Genomic DNA, 22656 nt, shown 5'->3' on the forward strand with positions numbered 1-22656 from the left:
GAGCCCGGCTATTAATACTGGCTGCGGATAGGCGCCTGAACTTCACCGTTGCCGACCTGAATACTGAGCAAATTAGCCACGCGCTTTGCCACCAGTTCAATATCGAAGGCGGCCGCAGACGCGGGGCTGAAATCGTACACTGACTGCTGTGATGCATTCGCTTCCGCCACGCTTTCATCGCGGTGGACAACGCCGAGCAGGCTATCGCCCAGACGCTGCTGCATAAATGATGTGACTTCCCGGCTGATATTGCGGCGATTGTCGCTTTGGTTCAGCACAAAATAGTGGCCATGTTTATTATTCAGCGGCTGACCAATCATGCGGTTATTTTCAATTTGCGGCAGCAGAGAGACGGATGCCGTATCCGCAAGCATGACTACTAAATGCATATCGGCAAGTTGCTGCATCGCTTTAAGCGCCGGCCCCGGACCGGGAGGAAAATCGGCCACAATTACCAGGCCGGGATAATTCAGCACGGTATCGAGACCGCGCCGCAAAAAATGGGTGTCGCTGGCAAGCTTGTGCTCAAAGCGTTCACGCTGCTCCTCTGTGACGTCGCCGTAGGGCAGCACAAAAATATTGCCGCCGGTGGTCAGAATCGACTGGCTCCAGTCAGCCTGCTCTTCAGAGCGCGCAACAAAGCCGCGGCCATCCTGCAGCGGGACGCCAAAATGCAGACGCAGCGCATTCTGCACATCAAAATCGATTGCCAGCACCTTGCTGCCGGCGCGCGCCAGACTCCATGCAAGGTTGGCCGCCATGGTGGTCTTCCCTACTCCCCCTTTTGGCGAGCACACACAAACTAACGGCATAACGCAATCTTCTCCAGTAGCGGTTTGAGGAGTGTTTCTTTGGACAATACGGCGGGTTCAGCCGGACGCGAGCGAAACAGCGTGCTGAAGCGGGCAGAGGCGGGCGGAGCGACAGGCGCTGCCGCTGCTGCGACCGGCATCGCGCTGGCAGGCGCCTGCGGGGCAGCGGGGCGGATCACGACCGGCTCAGAAAGCGGAGGCGGAAACAGTGAGCCGGCGCGCTGCCGCTCCACAAGCGCCGCCGCTGGCATCGCTGCCGGCGCGCGCTTCGGCGGCGGCGGCGGAAACAGCGCACTGCTGCCCGGCGCGGCCTCGCGGACCGGCGCGGTAGCCGCCAGGCTGCTGAGCAGCGAGGCGCCCTCCTCTGCCGGAGCACGCGGAGCGGCAGGTATGGCTGGCGCGGCAAATGCCTCAGGGCCGGCCGGCTGTGGCTGCGGCAGATCGATACGCTGCCCCTGGCCCAGCTCCGGCGCATCATCTGTGCTCAGCTGGCGCAGAATGGCCCACTGATGATGATCGGCGCTCTGCGCCTGACCCGACATATCTTTGAAATCGATATCAAGCGTCTGCGTTTTTTCTTTGAAACGCTGCAGATCGTCATAATTCTTCATGATCAGTGCCTGTGAAAGCAGAGGGAATTTTTTGGCGAATATAGCACACACATTAAAAGTCGGTGAGAAAATTCTGATTATTAAAACCGCATATCTGATAAAGCTGCTTTATCTGTGTTTATAAAAAACCGGGTGCTTTACCGGCGGGAGATACGCGGCGAAAAGAGACTAATGCATTGCCGTTAACCGAAACGAAAATGCCGCCGAAAAGAAATTAAATATCTGTAAAATAAGGATATTTATGATTTTAGCGTTGCGTAACCCCAGCGGTTCAGCCGGCAACGCCTGCACGGTGATTTAAGAATTTGTCTTAGCGCGCTGCGCGGGGAGCCCTGTCGCTGACGGTCAGATAACGTAATGTGATAGATTTCCGGACTTATGCCCGGTTAACCTGATAAAGGTTAGCATTGCTGAACTGTTTCCGCTAAAAAAAGAAAGGCTCCCGCGGGAGCCTTTTTTATCAGTGGCGTTAATCAGGGTGTTTCCAGCGGCTGGTTTTCATCCTGATCGACGGCAAAGCAGGCAACCTGCTGATCGCCATAGCGTTTGAGTTTTGGCTGCAGCTGCACGCAGGTGCCAAAACGGCGCCGGCAGCGTGCGTTGAACGCACAGCCCGGCGGCGGATTGAGCGGGCTGGGCAGCTCACCGGTCAGTTTGATACGCTCGCGCCGCTCATCCGGATTAAGACGCGGCGTGGCGGAAAGCAGCGCCTGCGTATAAGGATGGCGCGGATTGCTGAAGATCGCCTCTTTACTGCCTTTCTCCACGCAGCGCCCGAGGTACATCACCATAACTTCATCGGCGATGTGCTCGACCACTGAGAGGTCGTGCGAAATAAAGACGTAGGAGAGGCCCAGGTCCTGCTGCAGATCCATCATCAGGTTCAGCACCTGCGCGCGTACCGAAACATCGAGTGCTGAAACCGGCTCATCCGCGATCAGGACATCCGGATCCAGCATCAGTCCGCGCGCAATGGCAATACGCTGACGCTGACCGCCGGAGAACATGTGCGGATAGCGATCGTAATGTTCGGTCTTGAGACCCACTTTCGCCATCATCTCCAGCGTTTTTTCGCGCCGCTCCGCTTTGCTCAGCGCGGTGTTGATAATCAGCGGCTCCTCAAGGATCTGGCTGATTTTTTTACGCGGGTTGAGCGAGCCATAGGGGTTCTGAAAGATGATCTGAATTTTCTGCCGGCGCAGTTTTTGCGCCTGCGGATCGTGCTTCAGCAAATCCTGTCCGTGCCAGTAAAGCTCGCCTTCGGTCGGGGTTTCGATCATGGTCAGCAGACGGCCAAGCGTGGATTTTCCGCAGCCCGACTCACCGACTACCGCCAGCGTTTTACCCCGTTCGAGGTTGAAGGAGACGCCATCCAGCGCTTTCACCAGGCGCTCCTGACCAAACAGGCCTTTCTTCACCGGGTAGTGTTTTTTCAGGTCAATCGCCTGCAGCAGATAATCCTGCTTCGTGTTATCAGGACTCATAGGTCGGTCTCCCGGCATCATCCAGTGGGAAGTGGCATTTAGACTGGCGGCCCGGAATGTCGCGCAGCGCAGGTTCTTCGGTACGGCAGCGATCGGTCACATAGGGGCAGCGCGGATTCAGCAGGCAGCCAGAGGGCCGGTCATATTTGCCCGGCACCACGCCCGGCAGCGATGCCAGCCGCGCCTTGTCTGCCGCAAACTCCGGCAGCGCCCGCAGCAGCGCCTGCGTGTAGGGATGACGCGGCGCCCTGAAGATATCCACGGCTTTGCCGCTCTCCACCACCTGACCGGCATACATCACAATAATGTGCTGCGCCGCTTCGGCAACCAGCGCCAGATCGTGGGTGATGAGGATCAGCGCCATGTTCTCCTGCTTCTGCAGCGCCAGCAGCAGTTCGATGATCTGCGCCTGAATGGTGACATCCAGCGCCGTGGTTGGCTCATCGGCAATCAGCAGCTTAGGCTTGCAGGCAATCGCCATGGCGATCATCACGCGCTGGCTCATGCCGCCCGACAGCTGGTGCGGATAGACATCAAGCCGCGAAGCCGGATCGGGAATACCCACCTGCTCCAGCAGATCGATAGCGCGCTGGCGGCGGGTGCGTTTACTGCCGCCCTGGTGCACCTTGAGCGCTTCCATAATCTGGAAACCCACGGTATAGCAGGGATTGAGGCTGGTCATCGGATCCTGAAAAATCATCGCCACTTCTGCGCCAACCAGCTGCCGGCGCTCTTTTTCAGAGATCTTCTGCAAATCGCGCTGGTTAAACTCCAGCTTCTCAGCCATGACGCGGCCAGGAAAATCGATCAGACCCATAATCGCCAGCGAACTGACTGATTTACCAGAGCCCGACTCACCGACAATCCCTACGACCTGGCCCTGCTCGACCTGATAACTGATGCGGTCAACCGCACGGAACGGTGTTTTTTCGTCGCCGAAATGCACCGATAACTTCTCTACATTTAATAACGCCATCTCGGTGCCTCTTTACTGCTTGAGTTTCGGGTCGAGTGCATCACGCAAACCATCGCCCATGAGGTTGAATGCCAGAACCGTCAGCAGGATGACCACTCCGGGGAAGGTCACTACCCACCAGGCACTTTGCGCATACTGCAGAACGTCAGAGAGCATGGTGCCCCACTCCGGCGTCGGCGGCTGCGCCCCCATTCCGAGAAAGCCCAGCGCCGCCATGTCGAGGATGGCGTTGGAGAAACCGAGCGATGCCTGCACAATCAGCGGAGCCAGGCAGTTTGGCAGAATATTGACGAACATCTGACGCAGCGTTCCCGCACCTGCCACGCCGGAAGCGGTGACATAATCGCGGTTAACCTCAACCAGCACCGCCGCGCGCGTCAGGCGGATATAGTGCGGCAGCGCCACAAACGTCAGCGCCAGCGAAGCGTTGACGATGGAGGGGCCAAAGATGGCTACCAGCACCAGCGCCAGCAGCAGGCTGGGCAGCGCCAGCATGATATCGACCAGACGCATAATAGTGGCATCCACCACGCCACCGAGGTAGCCCGCCATCAGGCCAAAAATCACGCCAAAAATCAGTGACAGTACCACGACCAGGCAGCCTACCAGCAGCGACAGGCGCGCCCCGAACATCAGGCGTGACAAAATATCGCGGCCCACATCATCGGTGCCGAGGAGATAACTCCAGCTGCCGCCCTCCTGCCATACCGGCGGATGCAGCAGCGCATCGCGGAACTGCTCTGCCGGACCGTGCGGTGCCAGAAAATCGGCAAAAATTGCAATCAGCAGCATCAGCGTGATGTAGACCAGGCCGATGACTGCGCCCTTATTACGTTTAAAATAGTGCCAGAATTCCTGAAACGGGGTCATCGGCTTTGGTGCGGCAGTTACGCGCGCGGGTTCAACAGCAGACATAGCTCCCCCTTATTTCTTATGTCGGATGCGCGGGTTGACCACGCCATACAGCAGATCAACCAGCAGGTTGACCAGAATGATCAGGATAGCAACCAGCAGCACGCCGCCCTGCACTACCGGATAGTCGCGGCGCTGCAGCGCTTCAATCAGCCAGCGGCCCAGACCCGGCCATGAGAAGATAGTCTCGGTCAGAATCGCACCGGCCAGCAGCGTGCCGACCTGCAGACCGATAACGGTGACCACTGGCAGCATCGCATTACGCAGCGCATGCACGACAATAACCCGCATGCGCGTCAGCCCTTTGGCGCGGGCGGTGCGGATATAATCCTCGCCCAGCACCTCCAGCATGGAGGAGCGCGTCATACGCACAATCACCGCCAGCGGAATGGTGCCCAGCACAATCGCCGGCAGGATCATATGCATGACCGCATCTTTGAAGTCGCCCTCTTCCCCCCACAGGAGCGTATCGATCAGCATAAAGCCGGTCAGGGGATGGCTGTCGTCAAGGAAGATGGTATCGCTGACCCGGCCAGAGACCGGCGTCAGGTTGAGCTGCACCGATACCAGCATAATCAGCATGATCCCCCACCAGAAGATCGGCATGGAGTAGCCGGTCAGGGAGATCCCCACGGCGGTATGATCGAAAACCGATCCGCGCTTTACGGCGGCCAGTACGCCCACCGGAATACCCACGGCGATAGCAAACAGCATGGCACAGATGCCCAGCTCCAGCGTCGCCTGGAAGCGCGGGACAAACTCATCCCACACCGGAATGCGGCTTTTCAGAGAGATACCGAGATCGCCGTGCAGCACCCCGTTGATATAGGTGATGTACTGCTTCCACATCGGCTGGTCGAGGCCAAACTGCGCCATCAGCTGTGCGTGACGCTCCGGGGAGATACCGCGTTCGCCCGCCATGATCAGCACCGGGTCGCCGGGGATCAGATGAACAAACGCAAAGGTCAGTAGGGTAATACCGATAAACGTCGGGATGACAAGGCCCAGACGTCGGAGTATGAATTGCAGCATAAGCCGGATTCTCAGTCATTCTCCCGCAGCGGAAAGTCGTCGCGGGACTACATTGCTCATAACGCGCGGTCGGCAAAGCCGGACGCGATGCAGGCAGCGCTTCAGTAAAAGTATTTGCCGGAAAAAAGTACGGGACACGGATGGCGAAGAGCGCATCCGAGGGCCAGCAGGCTGGCCCTCACCGTGATAATCCGAAAGGGTTATTCCTGAATATCGACGTTTTCGAAGTGATGCTTACCTAACGGATCAACCACATAGCCGCTCACTTTCTTGCTGACAGGCTCATAGACGGTCGAGTGTGCAATGATCAGTGCCGGAGCCTGATCGTGCATAACAACCTGCGCCTGCTTGTAGAGCGCAATACGTTTATTGTGATCGGCTTCCGCACGGGCCGGCTGGATCAGATCTTCAAACGGCTTGTAGCACCAGCGGGAGTAGTTGGAGCCATCTTTTGCCGCTGCACAGCTGAACAGGGTGGCAAAGAAGTTATCCGGATCGCCATTGTCGCCGGTCCAGCCCATCATCACCGTCTGGTGTTCACCTGCTTTGGCGCGCTTGAGATATTCGCCCCACTCATAGGTAACAATTTTGGCTTTTACGCCAATTTTCGCCCAGTCCGCCTGAACCATCTCCGCCATGCGGCGCGCGTTCGGGTTGTATGGACGCTGCACCGGCATTGCCCAGAGATCGATAGAGAAGCCATCCGCCATGCCTGCTTCTTTCAGCAGCGCTTTGGCTTTTTCCGGATCGTAGGCGTAATCTTTGATCTCGTCGTTATAGCCCCACATGGTTGGCGGGATCAGGTTTTTCGCTGCCTGCCCTGCTCCCTGATAGACCGCATCGATGATCGCCTGCTTGTTGACCGCCATGGTCAGTGCCTGACGCACTTTGGCGTTATCCAGCGGCTTTTTCTCTGTGTTAAATGAGAGATAACCCACGTTCAGGCCAGGCTGCTCCATCAGATTGATTTTGCTGTCTTTCTTCATGCTGGCGATGTCAGCCGGGTTTGGATAAGGCATCACCTGGCACTCGCCCTTCTGCAGCTTGGCGTAGCGCACTGACGCATCTGGCGTAATAGAGAAGACCAGACGATCGATTTTTGGTTTAGTGCCCCAGAAGTCCGGGTTCGCTTTGTAGAGAATGCGTGAATCTTTCTGATACTGCTGCAGTACAAACGGGCCGGTGCCGACCGGATTCAGGTCGAGTTTTTCCGGCGTGCCTGCTTTCAGCATGTTATCCGCATACTCTTTAGAAAGAATAGAGGCGAAGTCCATACCGAGGTCAGCGAGGAAAGGTGCTTCAGGACGGGTCAGGGTAAAACGCACGGTGTGATCGTCAACTTTTTCAATTTTGCCGATCAGCTTCGGCATATCCATGCCTTCAAAATATTCGTAGCTGCCGCCAGAGACGCCGTGGAATTTATTGTTTTTATCGAGCTGGCGCTCAAATGAAAACACCACGTCATCGGCGTTAAATTCACGCGTTGGTTTGAAATCTTTCGTGCTCTGCCACTTCACGCCCTGGCGCAGGTGGAAAGTGTAGGTTTTGCCATCTTCGCTGACATCCCACTTTTCAGCCAGGCCTGGCTGCAGTTCAGTGGTGCCGGTTTTAAACTCAACCAGACGGTTATAAATCGGGACCGAGCTGGCGTCATAGGTGGTGCCAGAGGTAAAGAGCTGCGGGTTGAAACCTTCCGGCGAGCCTTCTGAACAGTAGACAAGGGTCTTCGCCTGAACACCGGCAGCGACGGTCATCGCAATCAGGCTGAGACCGGCCTTCAGCATCCTGGATTTAGCCCGGGAGTTCATCATGTTTTGCTCCATTGTGATGTGATGTTGTGTGCATCGCCCGTCCTCTGATTTTTTTATGCGGTACGGGCAGGTCTGACAGCGACCAGAATGTGAGCGGTTATTGTTATTGCCCTGGCGGGATACACCAGCCAGATGCGTCCGTCTCTACATCTTACTGAGGCATCAATTTGTCAACAGTTGCAACGAACGTCAATACAACGTGGGGTTATTTACACAGAGTGTGAGTAAGTGCAAGCAACGATAAAAAAGAGCACTGGAGAGAGAAACCGATATATAAGGCGGTGAAAAAGCGTTCGATACCGCTGGATTATCTGGCGCTTGCGTCAAATAACAGTGATTATCACCGCTAAAAAACATTTTAAAATTGTCGATAAACGTCGAATATCTGAACGATTCCCCGTGCGTTATGACGTTCGGGTAGCGAAATATGCTGGCGTAATGGCATAAGAAATCAGCAAAAAGCAAAAGCCGGTCATAAGCAGAATGTGTCGCGAATTAAGAGAGGTGCTTTGATGCAGCAAGTGATGAAGAGCGGTGTTAAGGAATAATAAGGTTTATCCCGGTGATGATTAATGGAACGCGTAAATTGATGACTTTGCTTGATCGCTGCCGGGATGTGAGTCTGGTTCAGGGAAGGCCAGTAAATCCTCAGTCATCACCGAAGCCGGATAAAGGGTGAAATGCGGGGCCGTGGAGTAAAGCGTCACACGCCATGGATGGCGTGTGACGGGCGATCAGGGACGGACCTCGTCTTTACGGAGCGGTCGCGGATTTCACCCTGAGAGTGCAAATACGACAGACGAAAAAAACCTGCTTTTTGCAAAGCAGGTTTCTTAAATGATGGTCGGCGAGAGAGGATTCGAACCTCCGACCCACTGGTCCCAAACCAGTTGCGCTACCAAGCTGCGCTACTCGCCGATGGGGGCGAATATTACTGCTGCGCCTTTACAGCGTCAATCCCTTTTCCCTTTAAAGCTGCCTGATTGCCTGAAAAGCAGGCAACCGCGCCGGGAAGGCGATCTCAGCGCGGGCATACCGGTCAGAGATTGCTCTGTGCTTTAGCGGCGGGAGCCTGACACCAGTTGTTTGCCGGATTGATACCGCCATTGGGTGAGGTGTAGCCCAGACAGCCCAGTATGGTATCAAACAGCTCAACGTGACGATGCGTTTTACCGACACGCTGCTGCGCCTGCAGTCGCTCAAAGTTGCTGCGGTTCACCGGATCGTCCAGATATTTATCGGACGCCCAGACCATCATCGGCACGCGGAACTGCTCAGGCGGCGCCATCTCACGTGGGGTGCCGTGCAGGTGCATATTTTCGCTGATCGACTCGCCGTGGTCCGCCGCATAGAACACCAGCGCTTTTTTATCACGCAGCTGATCCAGTACGCTGTCGAGCATCGAGTCCACATACAAAACAGAGTTGTCATAAGCGTTGATCAACTGCGCCTTGCTGCAGGTGTCATCCACGCCCATGCACTCAGGCTGATAACGCGCGAAGCTGCGGGGATAGCGCTGCGAGTAAAGATAGTGTGAGCCTTTGGTATGCAGCACCACCAGATGTTTGCCTTTCGGGAAACGCTGCAGGGAAGCCTGCAGTTCCGGCACCAGCAGCATGTCGTCTACCGCTTTACCCTGATTACGCTTTTCAGAGCCGATCTGCTCGCGGAAAGAGAAGTTATTCACATCGGCATTGTCATAGAACCAGACCTCGCTCTGCATGGCGAACAGCTCAGAGGTAAAACCCAGCTCTTTCATGACGGCAAATACGTTCTGCTCTTTCAGAGTACGGCCCGGATTATCCATGGTGCCGCCTTCGCGAACAAACATGCAGCGCAGCGAGAGCTTGGTTGCGGTGTCGCAGGACTCACCGCGGAACGCCACCAGGTTTTTCTCTTTGGAGAGCTTTGGCGTGGTATCGCGATCGTAGCCCAGCATCCCCATATGATCCCAGCGCGTGGTTTCACCGATAACAAACACGACGTAAGTGTCATCAATGCCTGCCGGTGCCACATAGGTAAAGTTTTTCGCCGGATCGAACAGCGCTTCGCTGTCCAGCTTTTCATCCACTTTAGTCCAGGTAAACAGCCCCAGAGCAGCAATCCAGTTAGAAGGCAGATAAGAGTGTGCCACTACCCCGCCATAGCTGGGCAGATCGATATTCGTGATCTCTTCCTGCGTTTTCTGCAGTTTGTCAAAATAGCGGATCGGCAGCCATACCAGCGCCACGCTCAGCAGCATAATAGCTACCGGTTTCAGGCGCTGTCCCGGTGTTTTTAGCTGCTCAATCAGCGTCATACGCAGCCGGTTGCGCCAGATCAGCAGCAGCGGCAGCGCGCTGACCAGCACCATCCAGACAATAAAATGCAGGCCGATCACTTCTTTAGAGAGATCGATGTCGGTTGTCATAACCGAAGCCACAATGCCGTAGCCAATCACGACATTAAAGAAGGTCATGTAATATGCCGCGGCCACGGAAATCACTACCAGCAGACTGGCCAGCACGCGGTAAGCCCATTTTCCACCCAGCGAGAGCAGACGCATCAGGAAAAAGGTAAGTAAAACAGCGGCCGTGACTTCAGCAACAGCAGAAAGCCAGTCGGACGGGGTTGATTTGGTTAAGAAGCCGTCAAAGCGGCGGTAAAAAATTGGCAGGTTTAGCAGGATGCCAAGATAAAGTGCGAGCAGCAGAGAAAGCTTCTGCTGAGTTAAACTTTTGATATAATTCATTTAAATTTTCTGTTCCCGACCCGGTGTCGATTTATCACCGTTCCTGTGACTCTGTTCAGACAGCAAGGTTCGCTTTGAGAATGGAAAAGCGTGACGTATCGAGCAGGATCGGGACGAATCTGAACCGAAAATAACTGCGATGCCGTGTTAAGCGCAGCAGTAGAACATTTAACCAATGGTAAGACCAGATTTTTTTGTGCGGGCTAAAAGTGGGTGAATAAAAAAGGCTCCCGCAGGAGCCCGGTTAACCGCGTGCGTGCTTAATTAATGATATTCAGCGTCACGTCGATATTGCCGCGGGTGGCATTAGAGTAAGGGCACACGATGTGTGCAGCATCGACCAGCTTTTGGGCTTCTGCAGCATCCATCTCCGGCAGGTGGATATTCAGCGTAGCTTCAATACCAAAACCGGTCGGAATCGGGCCGATGCCAACTTCACCTTCAATCCATGCCTCTTTTGGCATCGCGATTTTGTCGCGACCGGCAACAAATTTCATGGCGCCGAGGAAACAGGCTGAATAGCCCGCCGCAAACAGCTGCTCCGGATTAGTCGCCTCGCCACCGGCTCCGCCCATCTCTTTTGGCACGCCCAGCTTAACGTCCAGGACGTTGTCAGAAGAGGTTGCACGTCCGTCACGGCCACCGGTTGCTTTTGCTTTAGCTGTATAAACCACTTTGTCTAAAGACATACTTTATCTCCGTTCGCTATATAATAACGCGCTACTTATCCGCGCCGATGTAAATGCTTTTTTAACCGCGCAGTCAGCCTGCGCGGTTCAGATTGGTGCGCAGCATATCAAGCTGCTCTTTCAGCGCTGCCATCGTCCCGGTGTCACAGGCCGTCGCACACTGCACCGCTTCCGGAATCGCAGCGGCGCGCGCCTGTAGCTCGCGCCCCTCATCGGTCAGCGTCACCACGACCTGCCGTTCATCCTGGCGTGAACGCTGCCGGCGCACCAGCCCGGCTGTTTCCAGCCGCTTAAGCAGCGGCGTCAGCGTCGCGGAGTCAAGAAACAGCTGTTCGCCAATCTCTGACACCGTGACATCATCCTGCACCCAGAGCACCAGCATCACCAGGTATTGCGGATAGGTGATATTGAGTGCCGCCAGCTGCTGACGATAGACCTTATGCATGGCCAGATTTGCCGAGTAGAGCGCGAAACAGAGATGCTGATCAACCTGGAGTGGCGGCCGCTTCACTTTTTTGCCATCTTGATTACTGTTCATGCAAATTAATATAGATAGCGCGCTAGATAATTGCAAGCTACTTTTCACGGGAGAGTGAAGATGCAGGATTCACTGGAGGAGCAGGCGCGTCGTTTTGCTACTGAACTTCATGCAGCTACAGGCCAGCGACGTAAATACACCGATGAGCCCTATATCGTTCACCCGCAGGCAGTGGCTGAACTGGTGCGCAGCGTAACCGATGATGAAGAGATGCTGGCAGCTGCCTGGCTGCACGATACGGTAGAAGACACATCCAGCACGCTACAGGATATTGAACAGCAGTTTGGCCAGCGCGTAGCCGGCCTGGTCGCGATGCTGACTGACAGCGCCCAGCCGCAGGCCAGAAACCGCGCGGCGCGCAAACTGGCACACTTCCGGCATACGGCGGACGCCTCACCCGAAGCGCAGACGATCAAGCTGGCAGATATTATCGATAATACCCGCGCGATAGTGCAGTTTGACCCGGATTTTGCGCGCGTTTATCTGATTGAGAAGCAGGTGCAGATTCAGCTACTGCTGCAGGGCGATAAACAGCTCTGGCAGCAGGCGCATCAGAATATCAAACAGGGATTGCAGCAACTGTCGCAGCCCCCCTATAACGTTCCGGAAAGCTGGTTCGCCCGTCAGGCGGCTAAATTTGAAGCGCTGAAATAAAAAACCCGCCGTGCAGGCGGGTTCGGAGAACCGATAATTGGTTACTCAAGCAGCTGCCGTCCCAGATAAGGATTCGCCTGCAGCAGCTTCATCAATTTGCGTGCCGTAGCGGAGGGGCGCGTGCGCTGCGCTTCCCAGCTTTTTACTGATGAGACGCTCACCCCCATCACGCGGGCGAACTCATCCACCTGCATGCCGGTCATCTCACGTAAACGCTGTGGCTCGGGAACTGACACCGTGTTGAGTGCAATATCTGATACGGAAGGCTTAGCATCACGTGTCAAAACAATTTGCTCAAGACTGCTGAGTAATTCAACCATTGGATCTTTTAATTCCATAGAGAACTCCTTAAAACTCACTATGAAGCACGTGAAAGTAGAGAGGTAAGCATCAAATGATGCTGAAACCAGGCTTTATCAGGCTGCATCCCGCAGCGGTTTGGACGTTAGAGTTATAAAACCGTTACGGGACACAGCCTGCTGGGCACTGCGAACATGTCAGCGCAATGCAACAATTGCCGGGTTTCTTAGTATGGGTCAGAATCCAGGAATTGCTGTCTGTTTTTTGATTATTTTTTCATCTTGCTTATGGCTAAAACCTGCAGTAACGCTTAAGTGCCTGTCAGGTAAAAAGTTGCTGTCTGTCACACTCTGCCCTCTGTCCTGAATGAAGCAAAAATAGCGCCAGATCCGCATTTCGCATCCTGCGGACGTTTCGCACCGCCGCTGCGGCATTTTTGTTCGCATTGTGCTCAATAATAGAGCAGAGATGCACCAGTCTGATGCATATTAAAGGAGAGGTTATGAGTTATGCCGCCTCTGCTGCGTGCACTCCTTCGCCTGCTACGCTGGTCAGGGGCTGAAATAGGGCAGCGGTCTGCCACATCGTTGACTATTGCTGTGCCACACGGGCGCGCTGACCGGAGAGCATCACACTGCACGCCTTCGGTCATTGTGCACGCCAGGCCATTGCACTATTCTTTAGGACCATTCTCAGCGATTCACATATTGCCATTTTGTCACGACAGGAGTTGAAACATGGCGTCAGGAACTTCCCGCATCTGGATGCGTACCGGCATGCTGCTCGCCAGCGCGCTGGTCATATTGCAACTCACCGCCTGCGGTGACAAAGAGGGCGATCAGCGTAAGGCGTTTAACGATTTTCTGCAAAATACCGTGATGCGCAGCGGTGAACATCTGCCGGCACTGAGTGAAAACCAGAAGCAGACCTTCGGTAACTACGCCAGTGACTATGCCATTCTGTATGGCTTTTCTCAGCAGGTGAGTCAGGCCACGGAACAGGGTATGCGTCCGGTCGTGGATGAGCTGGCAGCGATTCGCGTTCCGCAGGATTATCTGACCCGCCGCGATACCCTGCGCCAGGTGAGCGGCAATCTCAGCGTTCTGACGCAGCAGATCCAGAGCGCGAAAATGCAGGCTGACAGCAGCAAGGCGACGCTTAAACAGCCCGACGACCTGAAAAAGTCGTATGACGCAGCCTATGCAAAAGTGGTTACACAGCCGGCAGGCACGCTGATCCCGCTGCTGCCTAAGCTGCAGGCGCTGAGCCAGAGCGCTGTACAGACCGGAGACTATCTGCAATCGCAGGGAACACGCGTCACTTTTAATGATGGTGGCGTACAGTTCCCGACGCAGGATCAGGCGACCCGGTACAATGCGCTGATGAGTGAGCTGTCTGCAAATGCGCAGGCGCTGACGCAGGCGCAAAATGCAGTACAGGGTTCCTGGCAATAACGCCGGTTACGGGCAGTATTACCACTGCCCGGTTCTCGCTGCGCTTCGCTTTATAACGGCCTGCCGCTTTACCTACCCGCCTGTGATCTGGCGCAATTATGACCAGAAATTCTTTGTGACGCTAATCACACTTCTGCAATAAACCCGCACTACCAAAGAGTGAGGCTTATCACATAAAACCCGCTTTTTTGCTGAATTTTTCGGCGTCGCTGCTTTTTTATCCTGTCTTTGTGTGACAAGAGTCACATTAACCCCCCCTGTTCACCCCGCTTTTGCGTGATATGGATCACACTAATTCCGGACGCTACGCACGCTCCTGAACAAGTGCTAGAGTCCGCCTGCATACAGTAATGCCACGGCCCCCGCCGTAATGTCTCAACAAAAACAAATGCGCGCTCTTATTGCAGCGCGTCTCAATAAGGGGTGGGTTTATGTCCTCATCAGTCAAGGTCAGAGTGCAGAGCTTTGGTCGCTTTCTGAGTAATATGGTGATGCCTAACATCGGTGCGTTTATCGCATGGGGTATCATCACCGCGCTGTTTATTCCAACCGGATGGATCCCGAACGAAACGCTGGCGAAACTCGTCGGTCCGATGATCACCTATCTGCTGCCGCTGCTGATTGGCTTCACCGGCGGCCGTCTGGTCGGCGGCGATCGCGGTGGCGTGGTCGGCGCCATTACAACAATGGGCGTCATTGTCGGTGCCGATATGCCGATGTTCCTCGGCGCGATGCTTGCCGGACCGCTGGGCGGCTGGGCAATCCGCGCGTTTGACCGGGCCGTTGACGGCAAGATCAAAAGCGGTTTCGAGATGCTGGTGAATAACTTCTCCGCCGGCATCATCGGTATGCTGCTGGCGCTGCTGGCGTTCCTGGCTATTGGTCCGCTGGTGCAGGGGCTGTCGCACATTCTCGCCGCCGGGGTTAACCTGATGGTGCAGAACAACCTGCTGCCGCTGACCTCTATTTTTGTTGAGCCGGCGAAAATCCTGTTCCTTAACAACGCCATCAACCACGGCATTTTCTCGCCGCTGGGTATTCAGCAGGCGAGCGAAGCGGGTAAATCGATCTTCTTCCTGATCGAAGCTAACCCGGGCCCGGGGATGGGCGTGCTGGTCGCTTATATGATTTTTGGTCGCGGCAGCGCCAAACAGTCAGCGGGCGGTGCCGCTATTATCCACTTCCTCGGCGGCATCCATGAGATTTACTTCCCGTATGTGCTGATGGCGCCGCGCCTGCTGCTGGCGGTGATCCTGGGCGGTATGACCGGCGTATTTACGCTGACGCTGCTGAATGGCGGCCTGGTCTCTCCGGCGTCACCGGGTTCTATCCTGGCCGTGCTGGCGATGACGCCAAAAGGCGCCTATTTTGCTAACGTTGCCGCTATCGTAGCCGCTTTTGCCGTCTCTTTTGTTGTCTCTTCTATCCTGCTGAAAACCAGCAAAGTGAAAGAAGACGAAGATATTGAAGCGGCGACCCAGCGTATGCGCGACATGAAAGCGCAGTCTAAAGGCCAGCCGGCGGCAGGCGCACCGGTAGTAGCTGACGCTCACAGCGTAGACGTGAGCCACGTGCGTAAAATCATCGTTGCCTGTGACGCCGGTATGGGTTCCAGCGCCATGGGTGCCGGCGTGCTGCGCAAAAAAGTGCAGGATGCGGGCCTCACGAATGTGTCGGTGACGAACAGCGCTATTAATGCGCTGCCGGGTGACGTTGACCTGGTGATCACACACCGCGATCTCACGGAACGGGCGATGCGTCAGGCACCGCAGGCGCAGCATATCTCGCTGAATAATTTCCTTGATAGCGCGCTCTACACCAACCTGACCGAGCGACTGGTCACGGTAAACCGCAGCGTGGCGCATCGCGAAACGGTGCAGTCAACGCTGGCAGACAGCTTTGATAACGAGAATACGCACCTGTTTAAGCTCGGGACGGATAACGTATTCCTCGATCTGAGCGCCAGCAACAAAGAGCAGGCGATCCGCTTTGCCGGTGAGCAGCTGGTAAAAGGTGGCTATGTCCAGCCAGAGTACGTTGAGGCGATGCTGGCCCGTGAAAAGCTGACGCCAACCTATCTGGGTGAGTCGATTGCGGTTCCGCACGGAACGGTAGAAGCAAAAGATCGCGTGCTGAAAACAGGCGTGGTGTTCTGTCAGTATCCGGCAGGCGTACAGTTTGGCGATGAGCCGGATGAGGTGGCGCGCCTGGTGATCGGGATTGCGGCCCGCAACAATGAGCACATTCAGGTGATCACCAGCCTGACCAACGCGCTGGATGATGATAGCGTGATTGAACGACTGGCGCAGACCCGCAGCGTGCAGGAAGTGCTGGATCTGCTCTCAGGCAGCAGCGTCAAAGCGTAATCAGTCAGCAGTTTTTTCCCCGGGGCGGGCAGGCCCGCCCTGTGTCCGGGGCGGAAATGCCCGCCCTTTCGCTATTTGAGATGGGTCAATTTTATGAAAGCGTTACATTTTGGAGCAGGCAATATTGGTCGCGGATTTATCGGCAAGCTGCTGGCCGATGCCGGCATCGAGCTGGTCTTTGCTGACGTCAATCAGGTTGTGCTGGATGCCCTTAACGCCCGTCACACCTATCCGGTTCATGTTGTTGGCGAACAGGCAAAAACAGAGACGGTCACCGGCGTCAGCGCCGTTAACAGCACCAGCGATGACATCATTGCGCTGATCGCTGAAGTCGATCTGGTCACGACTGCCGTCGGACCGCAGATCCTTGAACGTATTGCCGGCAGCGTGGCGCAGGGTCTGATCGCCCGCCACGATCGGGGTAATACCGCACCGCTTAACATCATCGCCTGCGAAAATATGGTGCGCGGCACCAGTCAGCTGAAGCAGCATGTGCTGAAGGCGCTGCCGGCGCAGCATCACGCCTGGGCAGAAGCGCACGTCGGCTTTGTCGATTCCGCCGTGGATCGTATTGTCCCGCCTTCTGAAGCGGGCAGCAGCGATCCGCTGGAAGTGACCGTTGAGACCTTCAGCGAATGGATTGTTGATAAAACGCAGTTTAAAGGGGCGCTGCCGGCGATCCCTGGCATGGAACTGACCGACAATCTGATGGCGTTTGTTGAACGCAAGCTCTTTACCCTTAATACCGGCCACGCTATTACCGCTTATCTGGGCAAACTGGCGGGTCATGTAACCATTCGCGATGCGATCCTGGATAGCCGCATTCGCGCCGTGGTTGAGGGGGCCATGCAGGAGAGCGGCGCCGTTCTGATCAGGCGCTACGATTTTGATGCAGAGAAACATGCGGCTTACATCAGCAAAATCCTTACCCGCTTTGAGAACCCTTACCTGAAAGATGACGTCGAGCGCGTAGGCCGCCAGCCGCTGCGCAAGCTGAGCGCAGGCGATCGCCTGATTAAACCGCTGCTCGGCACGCTGGAGTACCAGCTACCGCAAGATAATCTGGTGCAGGGGATCGCAGCCGCGATGCACTACCGCAGCGATGCCGATCCGCAGGCGCAGGAGCTGGCCACGCTGATCGCGGAACAGGGCGTTGCAGAGACGCTGGTAAAAATTTCCGGCCTGGAGCCGGAGAGTCAGGCAGTAGAGGCTGTGGTGAGCGCTTACAGCGCTATGGCATAATGCGCGCCCCCGGGTGAGCAAACCGGGCGCAACAGGGTTGCGCCCGCAGACGGTAGCTGAACGATGCAGGCAATGATGGAAGAGAAGCAGGCTTTTGAAAACCAGGTGCTTGAGCGCCTGAACGCCGGTCGTTCGGTGAGAAGCTTTCTGATTGCTGCGGTTGAACTGCTGGCAGAAGCGGTTAATCTGCTGGTGCTGCAGGTCTTTCGCAAAGATGATTATGCGGTAAGGTACGCCGTCGAACCGCTGCTGCTGGGAGACGGGCCGCTGGGCGAGCTGTCGGTACGTCTTAAGCTTGTTTACGGACTGGGCGTGATTACGCGGCAGGAGTATGAGGATTGCGAACTGCTGCTGACGCTGCGCGAAGAGCTGAACCACGACGCCAGCGACTATCGCTTTACTGATGACGAGGTGCTGGGTCCGTTCAGTGAGCTGCACTGCGTGGTCGCCTGGCCGCCACAGCCCGACTTCACCCGCGATGATGAGGCGCTGCGCATTATGCAGCAGCAGCGTTATCTGCAGATGGTGCGATCCACCATGGTGCTCTCTTTGACCGAACTTATTTCCCGTATTTCGCACAAACAGGCATTCAAAAAGCCCGCTGTCTGACCTCAGGCAGCGGTACATCGAACAGTCGTACTGCCCGCCCGGCCTAAATTAATGTATCCTTTCCCTGTTTTCCTTAATGAGTTTTTCCAATGAAAGAACAAGTCAAAGCCGAGATCAAACGCCTCAGCGATCAGCTGGACGCACTGAACCGCAAAGAACCCCAGCTGCTGGAAGCGGGTGACGCTGAAAAGCTGGGTGCGCTGCTGAAAGAGAAAGAGACGCTGGTGCAGGAGATTGAACGTCTGCGCGGCGTACGTGATGAAAAGCTGAGCAAAGAGGCGCAGCAGCTGCAGCAGCTGCCGTTCAGCCGTGAAATCACGAAAAAAGAGCAGGCCAACATGGGTGCGCTGAAGAAAAGCGTGCGCGGCCTGGTTGTGGTGCATCCGATGACCGCGCTGGGACGAGAAATGGGTCTGAAAGTCATGACCGGCTACGCAAAACAGCCGTTCTGAGGCTGTTCAGGCTGCACGGTCTGCGCGGTGAGCGCAGCCGGCGGCCTGCTGAACCTGCTCTTTCAGGCTGTCGAGCAGCGTGTAGCGCCGGCGATATTCGGCGCGCTTTTTACTGGCTATCTCCTCCAGCGCTTTGCGCTCCATCTGCAGCGGCAGCGTAAAGCAGCCGTCGGCCCGCTCCTCGCCGCCCAGCGACAGCCAGAACTCACTGTAGCTGGCAAAAAACTTATCCCCTTTACTGTGTCGATAGCGCAGGCTGCGAAACACATGCGTGGTGTCGCCGACGGCGGCTATCGCTTCTGCTCCACACGCCTCCGCCAGCAGAAACAGTGCTTCCATCAGCACGCGCTTGGGAAACAGACCGTGCGCAGCTTTGGTCGCTTCGCGGATCGCCTCCGACGGAATATGCTTGCGCGGCCCCTGCAGTCCGCCAATAAACAGCGTACACCGCTGCGGCCCGCCAATCAGCGAGAATGAGAGGGAGGCCAGCAGCATACTTTGATAGTGCAACGTCAGCGTCAGCTCACCTTCGCGATCGTAATAGCCGGAGCTGCAGGCAATCGTAAACTGCTCTTCATTTTTGCCGCTGAGCTGTGCAACAGGCGTCCCGGCCGGATTCAGCATTAGTTGACGCAGGGCGGGATTATCAAGCTGTGCAACATGCTGGTAGTGCTGCACGATAGCGCGTGCGCGCTGCGCCACGCTAAACCGCGAACAGAGATAGGGACGATGCGGTTTAGCGGGCAGCAGACCCTGGCTGGCCATCAGCTGTGGCAAAAAGGGCAGCTGCGCCAGCTGCTGCAGATAGGTCAGCGTGGTAAACGGATAGAGCGCCGTTCGCAACGCAAACTTGGTACGAAAGCGGCCGCTGTGCCAGAGATTATCAGGTCGAAGTTTGCCGCTGATCAGCGGAAAAAACAGCGCTGAAGAAGAGAGATCGCCCGATTCAGTGTGGGTAATTGTTGTCATAAGGAGCTTAACGTCTCGAAAAAACCTGCTGCAATGTTAAGCACAGCCGCTTCAACGATTCGTTAATGACCCCACCCCGCCGGCACTAAACGGTTTGCTGTTTAGCTGGGGTTTAGATTGCCGTGACGCAGATAAAAAAAACCGGCGACATCGCACCGGTTTTTTACGCAGAAATAAGCGCTGATTATTTTGCTGAAGCAAAACGCGCTGCTGCTTCGTCCCAGTTCACTACGTTCCAGAACGCTTTGATGTAGTCAGGGCGCTTGTTCTGATACTTCAGATAGTAAGCGTGCTCCCACACATCCAGACCAATGATTGGGAAGCCAGACGCACCGGCGATCGCGTCACCCATCAGCGGGTTATCCTGGTTAGCGGTTGAAACCACAGCCAGTTTGTCGCCTTTTTTCACCAGCCACGCCCAGCCAGAGCCAAAACGGGTAGCTGCTGCTTTTTCAAACTCTTCCTGGAATTTCTCAACGCTACCGAAATCTTTTTCGATAGCCGCTTTCAGGTCGCCCTGCAGCGTGGTGCCGGTTTTCAGGCCTTTCCAGAACAGGCTATGGTTAGCGTGGCCGCCAGCGTTGTTACGCAGCGGGCCTTTTTTGTCTGCTGGCAGCTGATCCAGTTTGGTAATCAGCTCATCAACCGGCAGATCGGCGAATTCGGTACCTTCCAGCGCTGCGTTAGCGTTGTTTACGTAGGTCTGGTGGTGTTTGGTGTGATGGATTTCCATCGTCTGCTTGTCGAAGTGCGGTTCCAGTGCGTCGTAGGCGTACGGCAGGGATGGCAGTGAATAACTCATGTTCTTCCTCTCCATTTAATGTTTTGCAGCATCACCTTACCAGTGTGCCGCGTAAGCAGTGGGATCATTATAGTTAAAATCATGATCCATAAAAGGGTTATCAATGCCGTAGAAATGATAAGGATTTGCGGTTCAGCGGCCTGAACCGGCTAGCGCAGCCGCTGCGGGTGGGTATAGATCGTTGCCCGCCCTGGCTTACTGAAGCCTACCAGCGTCAGATTACTGCGCTGCGCAACCTCTACTGCCAGCTGGGTGGCGGCCGAGACCGCAAACAGGATCTCCACGCCGCACATGGCGGACTTCTGCACCATCTCATAGCTGGCGCGGCTGGAAACCAGTACTGCGCCCTGCTGCCATCCCTGCTTACTGCGCAGCCCCAGCAGCTTATCCAGCGCAACGTGCCGCCCGACATCTTCACAGCCGCCCGGCAGCAATCCCTCGGGTGAGAGCCATGCCGCCGCGTGCGTACAGCCGGTAAGATTGCCCACCGGCTGATAGTCACGCAGCCGCGCCAGCCCGCTGTCCAGCTGAGCCAGGTCAAACGTCTGGGTAAAAGGCAGCGGCTGCAGCGGCTTACCAATCTGATCCAGCTGCTCAACGCCGCAAACGCCGCAGCCGGTTCGCCCCGCCATCGCCCGGCGCTGCGCTTTTAACGCCATAAACCGGCGGCTGGCGAGCTCAATCTGTACTTCAATGCCGTTGCAGCCCGGCACCACATCGATGCCATAGATCTCAGCCGGTTGTTCAATAATCCCTTCTGAAAGCGAGAAACCCAGCGCAAACGCCTCGAGGTTGTCAGGCGTCGCCATCATGACCACATGCGAGATGCCGTTATAGACCAGCGCTACCGGCACCTCCTGTGCCAGCCAGTCAGTTTCGGCCGTTTCCGGTGTCCGGCGCTGCCACACTTCAGCCTGGCTTACGCCAGCGATCGTTTTCACAGGTTGCTCACCTGCCTGCTGTTTTGCTGTCACGTTATCTGTCTCTTATTGCACTCATCAAAAGCGGCGGGCCTCACGGCCTGGACGCTATACCGGCTGCCGGTTCAGATGCTGAGCATGAACGTCGGCCAAAAATTTTTCTTCAACTTATGTGCTGGCACTCTGGCTGCGCGGCCTGCGGCGGTCACAGAATCGTCCCTCCCTCCGGCTGCCGTCACCGGCAGTTAATCGTCCGTCAGCCAGCCGCCTGAGCGTCAGGCTGCTATCATCAGCGTAGTCGTGCTGCTTTCATTGTTGGCAGCGTTATCGCCAGAAAATAGAGGTGTTCCCTGATGAGTATTCGCATTATTCCGCAGAATCAGCCGGAAACACGCGAACCGCAGACCGCGGAACAGATCCCGCCGCTGCTGTTTCCCCGGCTGAAAAATCTCTATAGCCGTCGCGCTGCACGCCTGCGCCATCTGGCGGCAAAAAATCCGCTGGGTGACTATCTGCGCTTTGCTGCAGTGATCGCTCAGGCGCAGGAGATTGTGCTGTATGACCATCCGCTGCGGCTCGATCTGCGTCCGCGCCTTGCAGAAAGCGCGCAGCGCAATGAGCCGCCGCTTGATATTCGCCACTATCCGCGCGATCGTCACTGGCAGCAGCTGCTGCATTCACTGATTGCAGAACTCAAACCGGAGATGAGTGGCCAGGCGCTGGCGGTGCTGGAGAACCTGGAAAAATCGTCCGCCAGCGAGCTGGAGACGCTTGCCAGCGCGCTGCTGGCCGGGGAATTTAGCCGGGTCAGCAGCGATAAGTCGCCTTTTGTCTGGGCTGCACTGTCGCTGTACTGGGCGCAGATGGCCGCTATGATACCCGGCAAGGTGCGGACGGAACAGGGCGATCACCGGCAGTTCTGCCCGGTCTGCGGCAGCGTTCCGGTTACCGGCCTGGTGCATATGGATGTGGCGCAGGAGGGATTACGCTATCTGCACTGCAACCTGTGCGAAAGTGAGTGGCACGTCGCCAGTGACCGATGCTGCAACTGTGAGCAGACGCGCGATCTGCACCTCTGGTCGCTCGATAATCACCAGGCTGCCGTTCATGCAGAGAGCTGCGGCGACTGCGGCACCTATATGAAACTGCTCTGCCAGGAGCGGGATCCGGCGGTAGAGCCTGTTGCCGACGACCTGGCGTCGCTGGTGCTGGATGCGCGCATGGAGCAGGAAGGGTTTGCCCGCAGTAGCCTGAATCCATTTATGTTTCCCGGCGAATAGCTGGCCCGGGCG

General features: G+C 56.1%; 21 protein-coding genes and 1 tRNA gene. 7 read left to right on the forward strand and 15 right to left on the reverse strand.

Translation table 11 applies throughout. The features are described 5' to 3' along the window. Nucleotides 1-11: 11 nt before the first annotated feature. From bcsQ to B4056_RS07480, 11 genes are all read right to left on the reverse strand, one after another. A complete protein-coding gene (gene bcsQ, locus B4056_RS07430; RefSeq protein WP_071668229.1) occupies nt 12-812 on the reverse strand; it encodes a cellulose biosynthesis protein BcsQ in 801 nt (266 codons plus the stop codon). Continuing rightward, a complete protein-coding gene (bcsO, locus tag B4056_RS07435; RefSeq protein ID WP_288654277.1) occupies nt 803-1423 on the reverse strand; it encodes a cellulose biosynthesis protein BcsO in 621 nt (206 codons plus the stop codon). Before bcsO ends, bcsQ begins: the two co-directional genes overlap by 10 nt. A 473-nt stretch (nt 1424-1896) precedes the next feature. Further along, entirely contained in the window at nt 1897-2907 is a 1011-nt protein-coding gene (dppF, locus tag B4056_RS07440) for a dipeptide ABC transporter ATP-binding subunit DppF (RefSeq protein ID WP_039381655.1), read from the reverse strand. After that, the gene (dppD, locus tag B4056_RS07445; protein WP_039381653.1) at nt 2897-3883 is read right to left on the reverse strand and encodes a dipeptide ABC transporter ATP-binding protein; all 987 of its coding nucleotides are present in this window, start codon (nt 3881-3883) and stop codon (nt 2897-2899) included. Before dppD ends, dppF begins: the two co-directional genes overlap by 11 nt. A 12-nt stretch (nt 3884-3895) precedes the next feature. Continuing rightward, nucleotides 3896-4798, reverse strand: coding sequence for a dipeptide ABC transporter permease DppC (dppC, locus tag B4056_RS07450; RefSeq protein ID WP_094111900.1), 903 nt, complete (start codon nt 4796-4798; stop codon nt 3896-3898). 9 nt (nt 4799-4807) lie between these two features. Continuing rightward, nucleotides 4808-5827, reverse strand: a complete 1020-nt coding sequence (gene dppB / locus B4056_RS07455; protein WP_039381648.1) for a dipeptide ABC transporter permease DppB — start codon at nt 5825-5827, stop codon at nt 4808-4810. 200 nt (nt 5828-6027) lie between these two features. Then, a complete protein-coding gene (dppA, locus tag B4056_RS07460; protein ID WP_039381644.1) occupies nt 6028-7638 on the reverse strand; it encodes a dipeptide ABC transporter periplasmic-binding protein DppA in 1611 nt (536 codons plus the stop codon). A gap of 841 nt (nt 7639-8479) precedes the next feature. Further along, nucleotides 8480-8556, reverse strand: a tRNA-Pro gene (locus B4056_RS07465). Nucleotides 8557-8677: 121 nt separating this feature from the next. Beyond that, entirely contained in the window at nt 8678-10369 is a 1692-nt protein-coding gene (gene eptB, locus B4056_RS07470) for a kdo(2)-lipid A phosphoethanolamine 7''-transferase (RefSeq protein ID WP_094111899.1), read from the reverse strand. Between the two features lie 260 nt (nt 10370-10629). Beyond that, entirely contained in the window at nt 10630-11058 is a 429-nt protein-coding gene (locus B4056_RS07475; protein ID WP_039381640.1) for an organic hydroperoxide resistance protein, read from the reverse strand. A 73-nt stretch (nt 11059-11131) separates the two neighbouring features. Beyond that, a complete protein-coding gene (locus tag B4056_RS07480; RefSeq protein ID WP_071668230.1) occupies nt 11132-11596 on the reverse strand; it encodes a MarR family winged helix-turn-helix transcriptional regulator in 465 nt (154 codons plus the stop codon). A gap of 60 nt (nt 11597-11656) precedes the next feature. Between B4056_RS07480 and B4056_RS07485 the strand changes: the two genes are divergently transcribed. Further along, nucleotides 11657-12250, forward strand: coding sequence for an HD domain-containing protein (locus tag B4056_RS07485; RefSeq protein WP_104085869.1), 594 nt, complete (start codon nt 11657-11659; stop codon nt 12248-12250). Nucleotides 12251-12291: 41 nt separating this feature from the next. Here B4056_RS07485 and B4056_RS07490 read toward each other — a convergent pair whose 3' ends face one another. Then, the gene (locus tag B4056_RS07490; RefSeq protein WP_039381633.1) at nt 12292-12588 is read right to left on the reverse strand and encodes an HTH-type transcriptional regulator; all 297 of its coding nucleotides are present in this window, start codon (nt 12586-12588) and stop codon (nt 12292-12294) included. A gap of 699 nt (nt 12589-13287) precedes the next feature. Between B4056_RS07490 and B4056_RS07495 the strand changes: the two genes are divergently transcribed. The 5 genes from B4056_RS07495 (at nt 13288) to B4056_RS07515 (ending at nt 18673) form a co-directional block, all read left to right on the forward strand. Next, nucleotides 13288-14004 carry a DUF3053 domain-containing protein gene (locus B4056_RS07495; RefSeq protein WP_071668231.1) on the forward strand — a complete coding sequence of 239 codons (717 nt, stop codon included), beginning with the start codon at nt 13288-13290 and terminating at the stop codon, nt 14002-14004. A gap of 431 nt (nt 14005-14435) precedes the next feature. Further along, nucleotides 14436-16370, forward strand: a complete 1935-nt coding sequence (locus B4056_RS07500) for a PTS mannitol transporter subunit IICBA (protein ID WP_039381628.1) — start codon at nt 14436-14438, stop codon at nt 16368-16370. A 93-nt stretch (nt 16371-16463) separates the two neighbouring features. Beyond that, the gene (gene mtlD, locus B4056_RS07505; RefSeq protein WP_113655840.1) at nt 16464-17612 is read left to right on the forward strand and encodes a mannitol-1-phosphate 5-dehydrogenase; all 1149 of its coding nucleotides are present in this window, start codon (nt 16464-16466) and stop codon (nt 17610-17612) included. 63 nt (nt 17613-17675) lie between these two features. Next, nucleotides 17676-18221 (forward strand): mannitol operon repressor MtlR, encoded by a 546-nt coding sequence (gene mtlR, locus B4056_RS07510; RefSeq protein WP_175540444.1) that lies wholly within the window; start codon nt 17676-17678, stop codon nt 18219-18221. Between the two features lie 89 nt (nt 18222-18310). Beyond that, a complete protein-coding gene (locus tag B4056_RS07515) occupies nt 18311-18673 on the forward strand; it encodes a YibL family ribosome-associated protein (protein WP_065647847.1) in 363 nt (120 codons plus the stop codon). A gap of 6 nt (nt 18674-18679) precedes the next feature. Here the strand turns inward: B4056_RS07515 and B4056_RS07520 are convergent, their stop codons facing one another. The 3 genes from B4056_RS07520 to fdhD all read right to left on the reverse strand — a co-directional run bounded on the left by B4056_RS07520 (nt 18680) and on the right by fdhD (nt 21385). Beyond that, nucleotides 18680-19642: a VirK/YbjX family protein gene (locus B4056_RS07520; protein WP_094111897.1), complete on the reverse strand. Its 963-nt coding sequence runs from the start codon at nt 19640-19642 to the stop codon at nt 18680-18682. 184 nt (nt 19643-19826) lie between these two features. After that, nucleotides 19827-20444, reverse strand: a complete 618-nt coding sequence (sodA, locus tag B4056_RS07525) for a superoxide dismutase [Mn] (RefSeq protein WP_039381619.1) — start codon at nt 20442-20444, stop codon at nt 19827-19829. A 149-nt stretch (nt 20445-20593) separates the two neighbouring features. Further along, the gene (gene fdhD, locus B4056_RS07530) at nt 20594-21385 is read right to left on the reverse strand and encodes a formate dehydrogenase accessory sulfurtransferase FdhD (RefSeq protein ID WP_223811803.1); all 792 of its coding nucleotides are present in this window, start codon (nt 21383-21385) and stop codon (nt 20594-20596) included. Nucleotides 21386-21717: 332 nt separating this feature from the next. Here fdhD and fdhE point away from each other — a divergent pair, with 332 nt between their 5' ends. After that, the gene (gene fdhE / locus B4056_RS07535) at nt 21718-22644 is read left to right on the forward strand and encodes a formate dehydrogenase accessory protein FdhE (protein WP_094111895.1); all 927 of its coding nucleotides are present in this window, start codon (nt 21718-21720) and stop codon (nt 22642-22644) included. The last annotated feature ends 12 nt before the right edge of the window (nt 22645-22656 follow it).

This window comes from Pantoea sp. UBA7232 (genome assembly GCF_002473195.1).
Taxonomy (GTDB): Bacteria; Pseudomonadota; Gammaproteobacteria; order Enterobacterales; family Enterobacteriaceae; genus Pantoea; species Pantoea eucrina.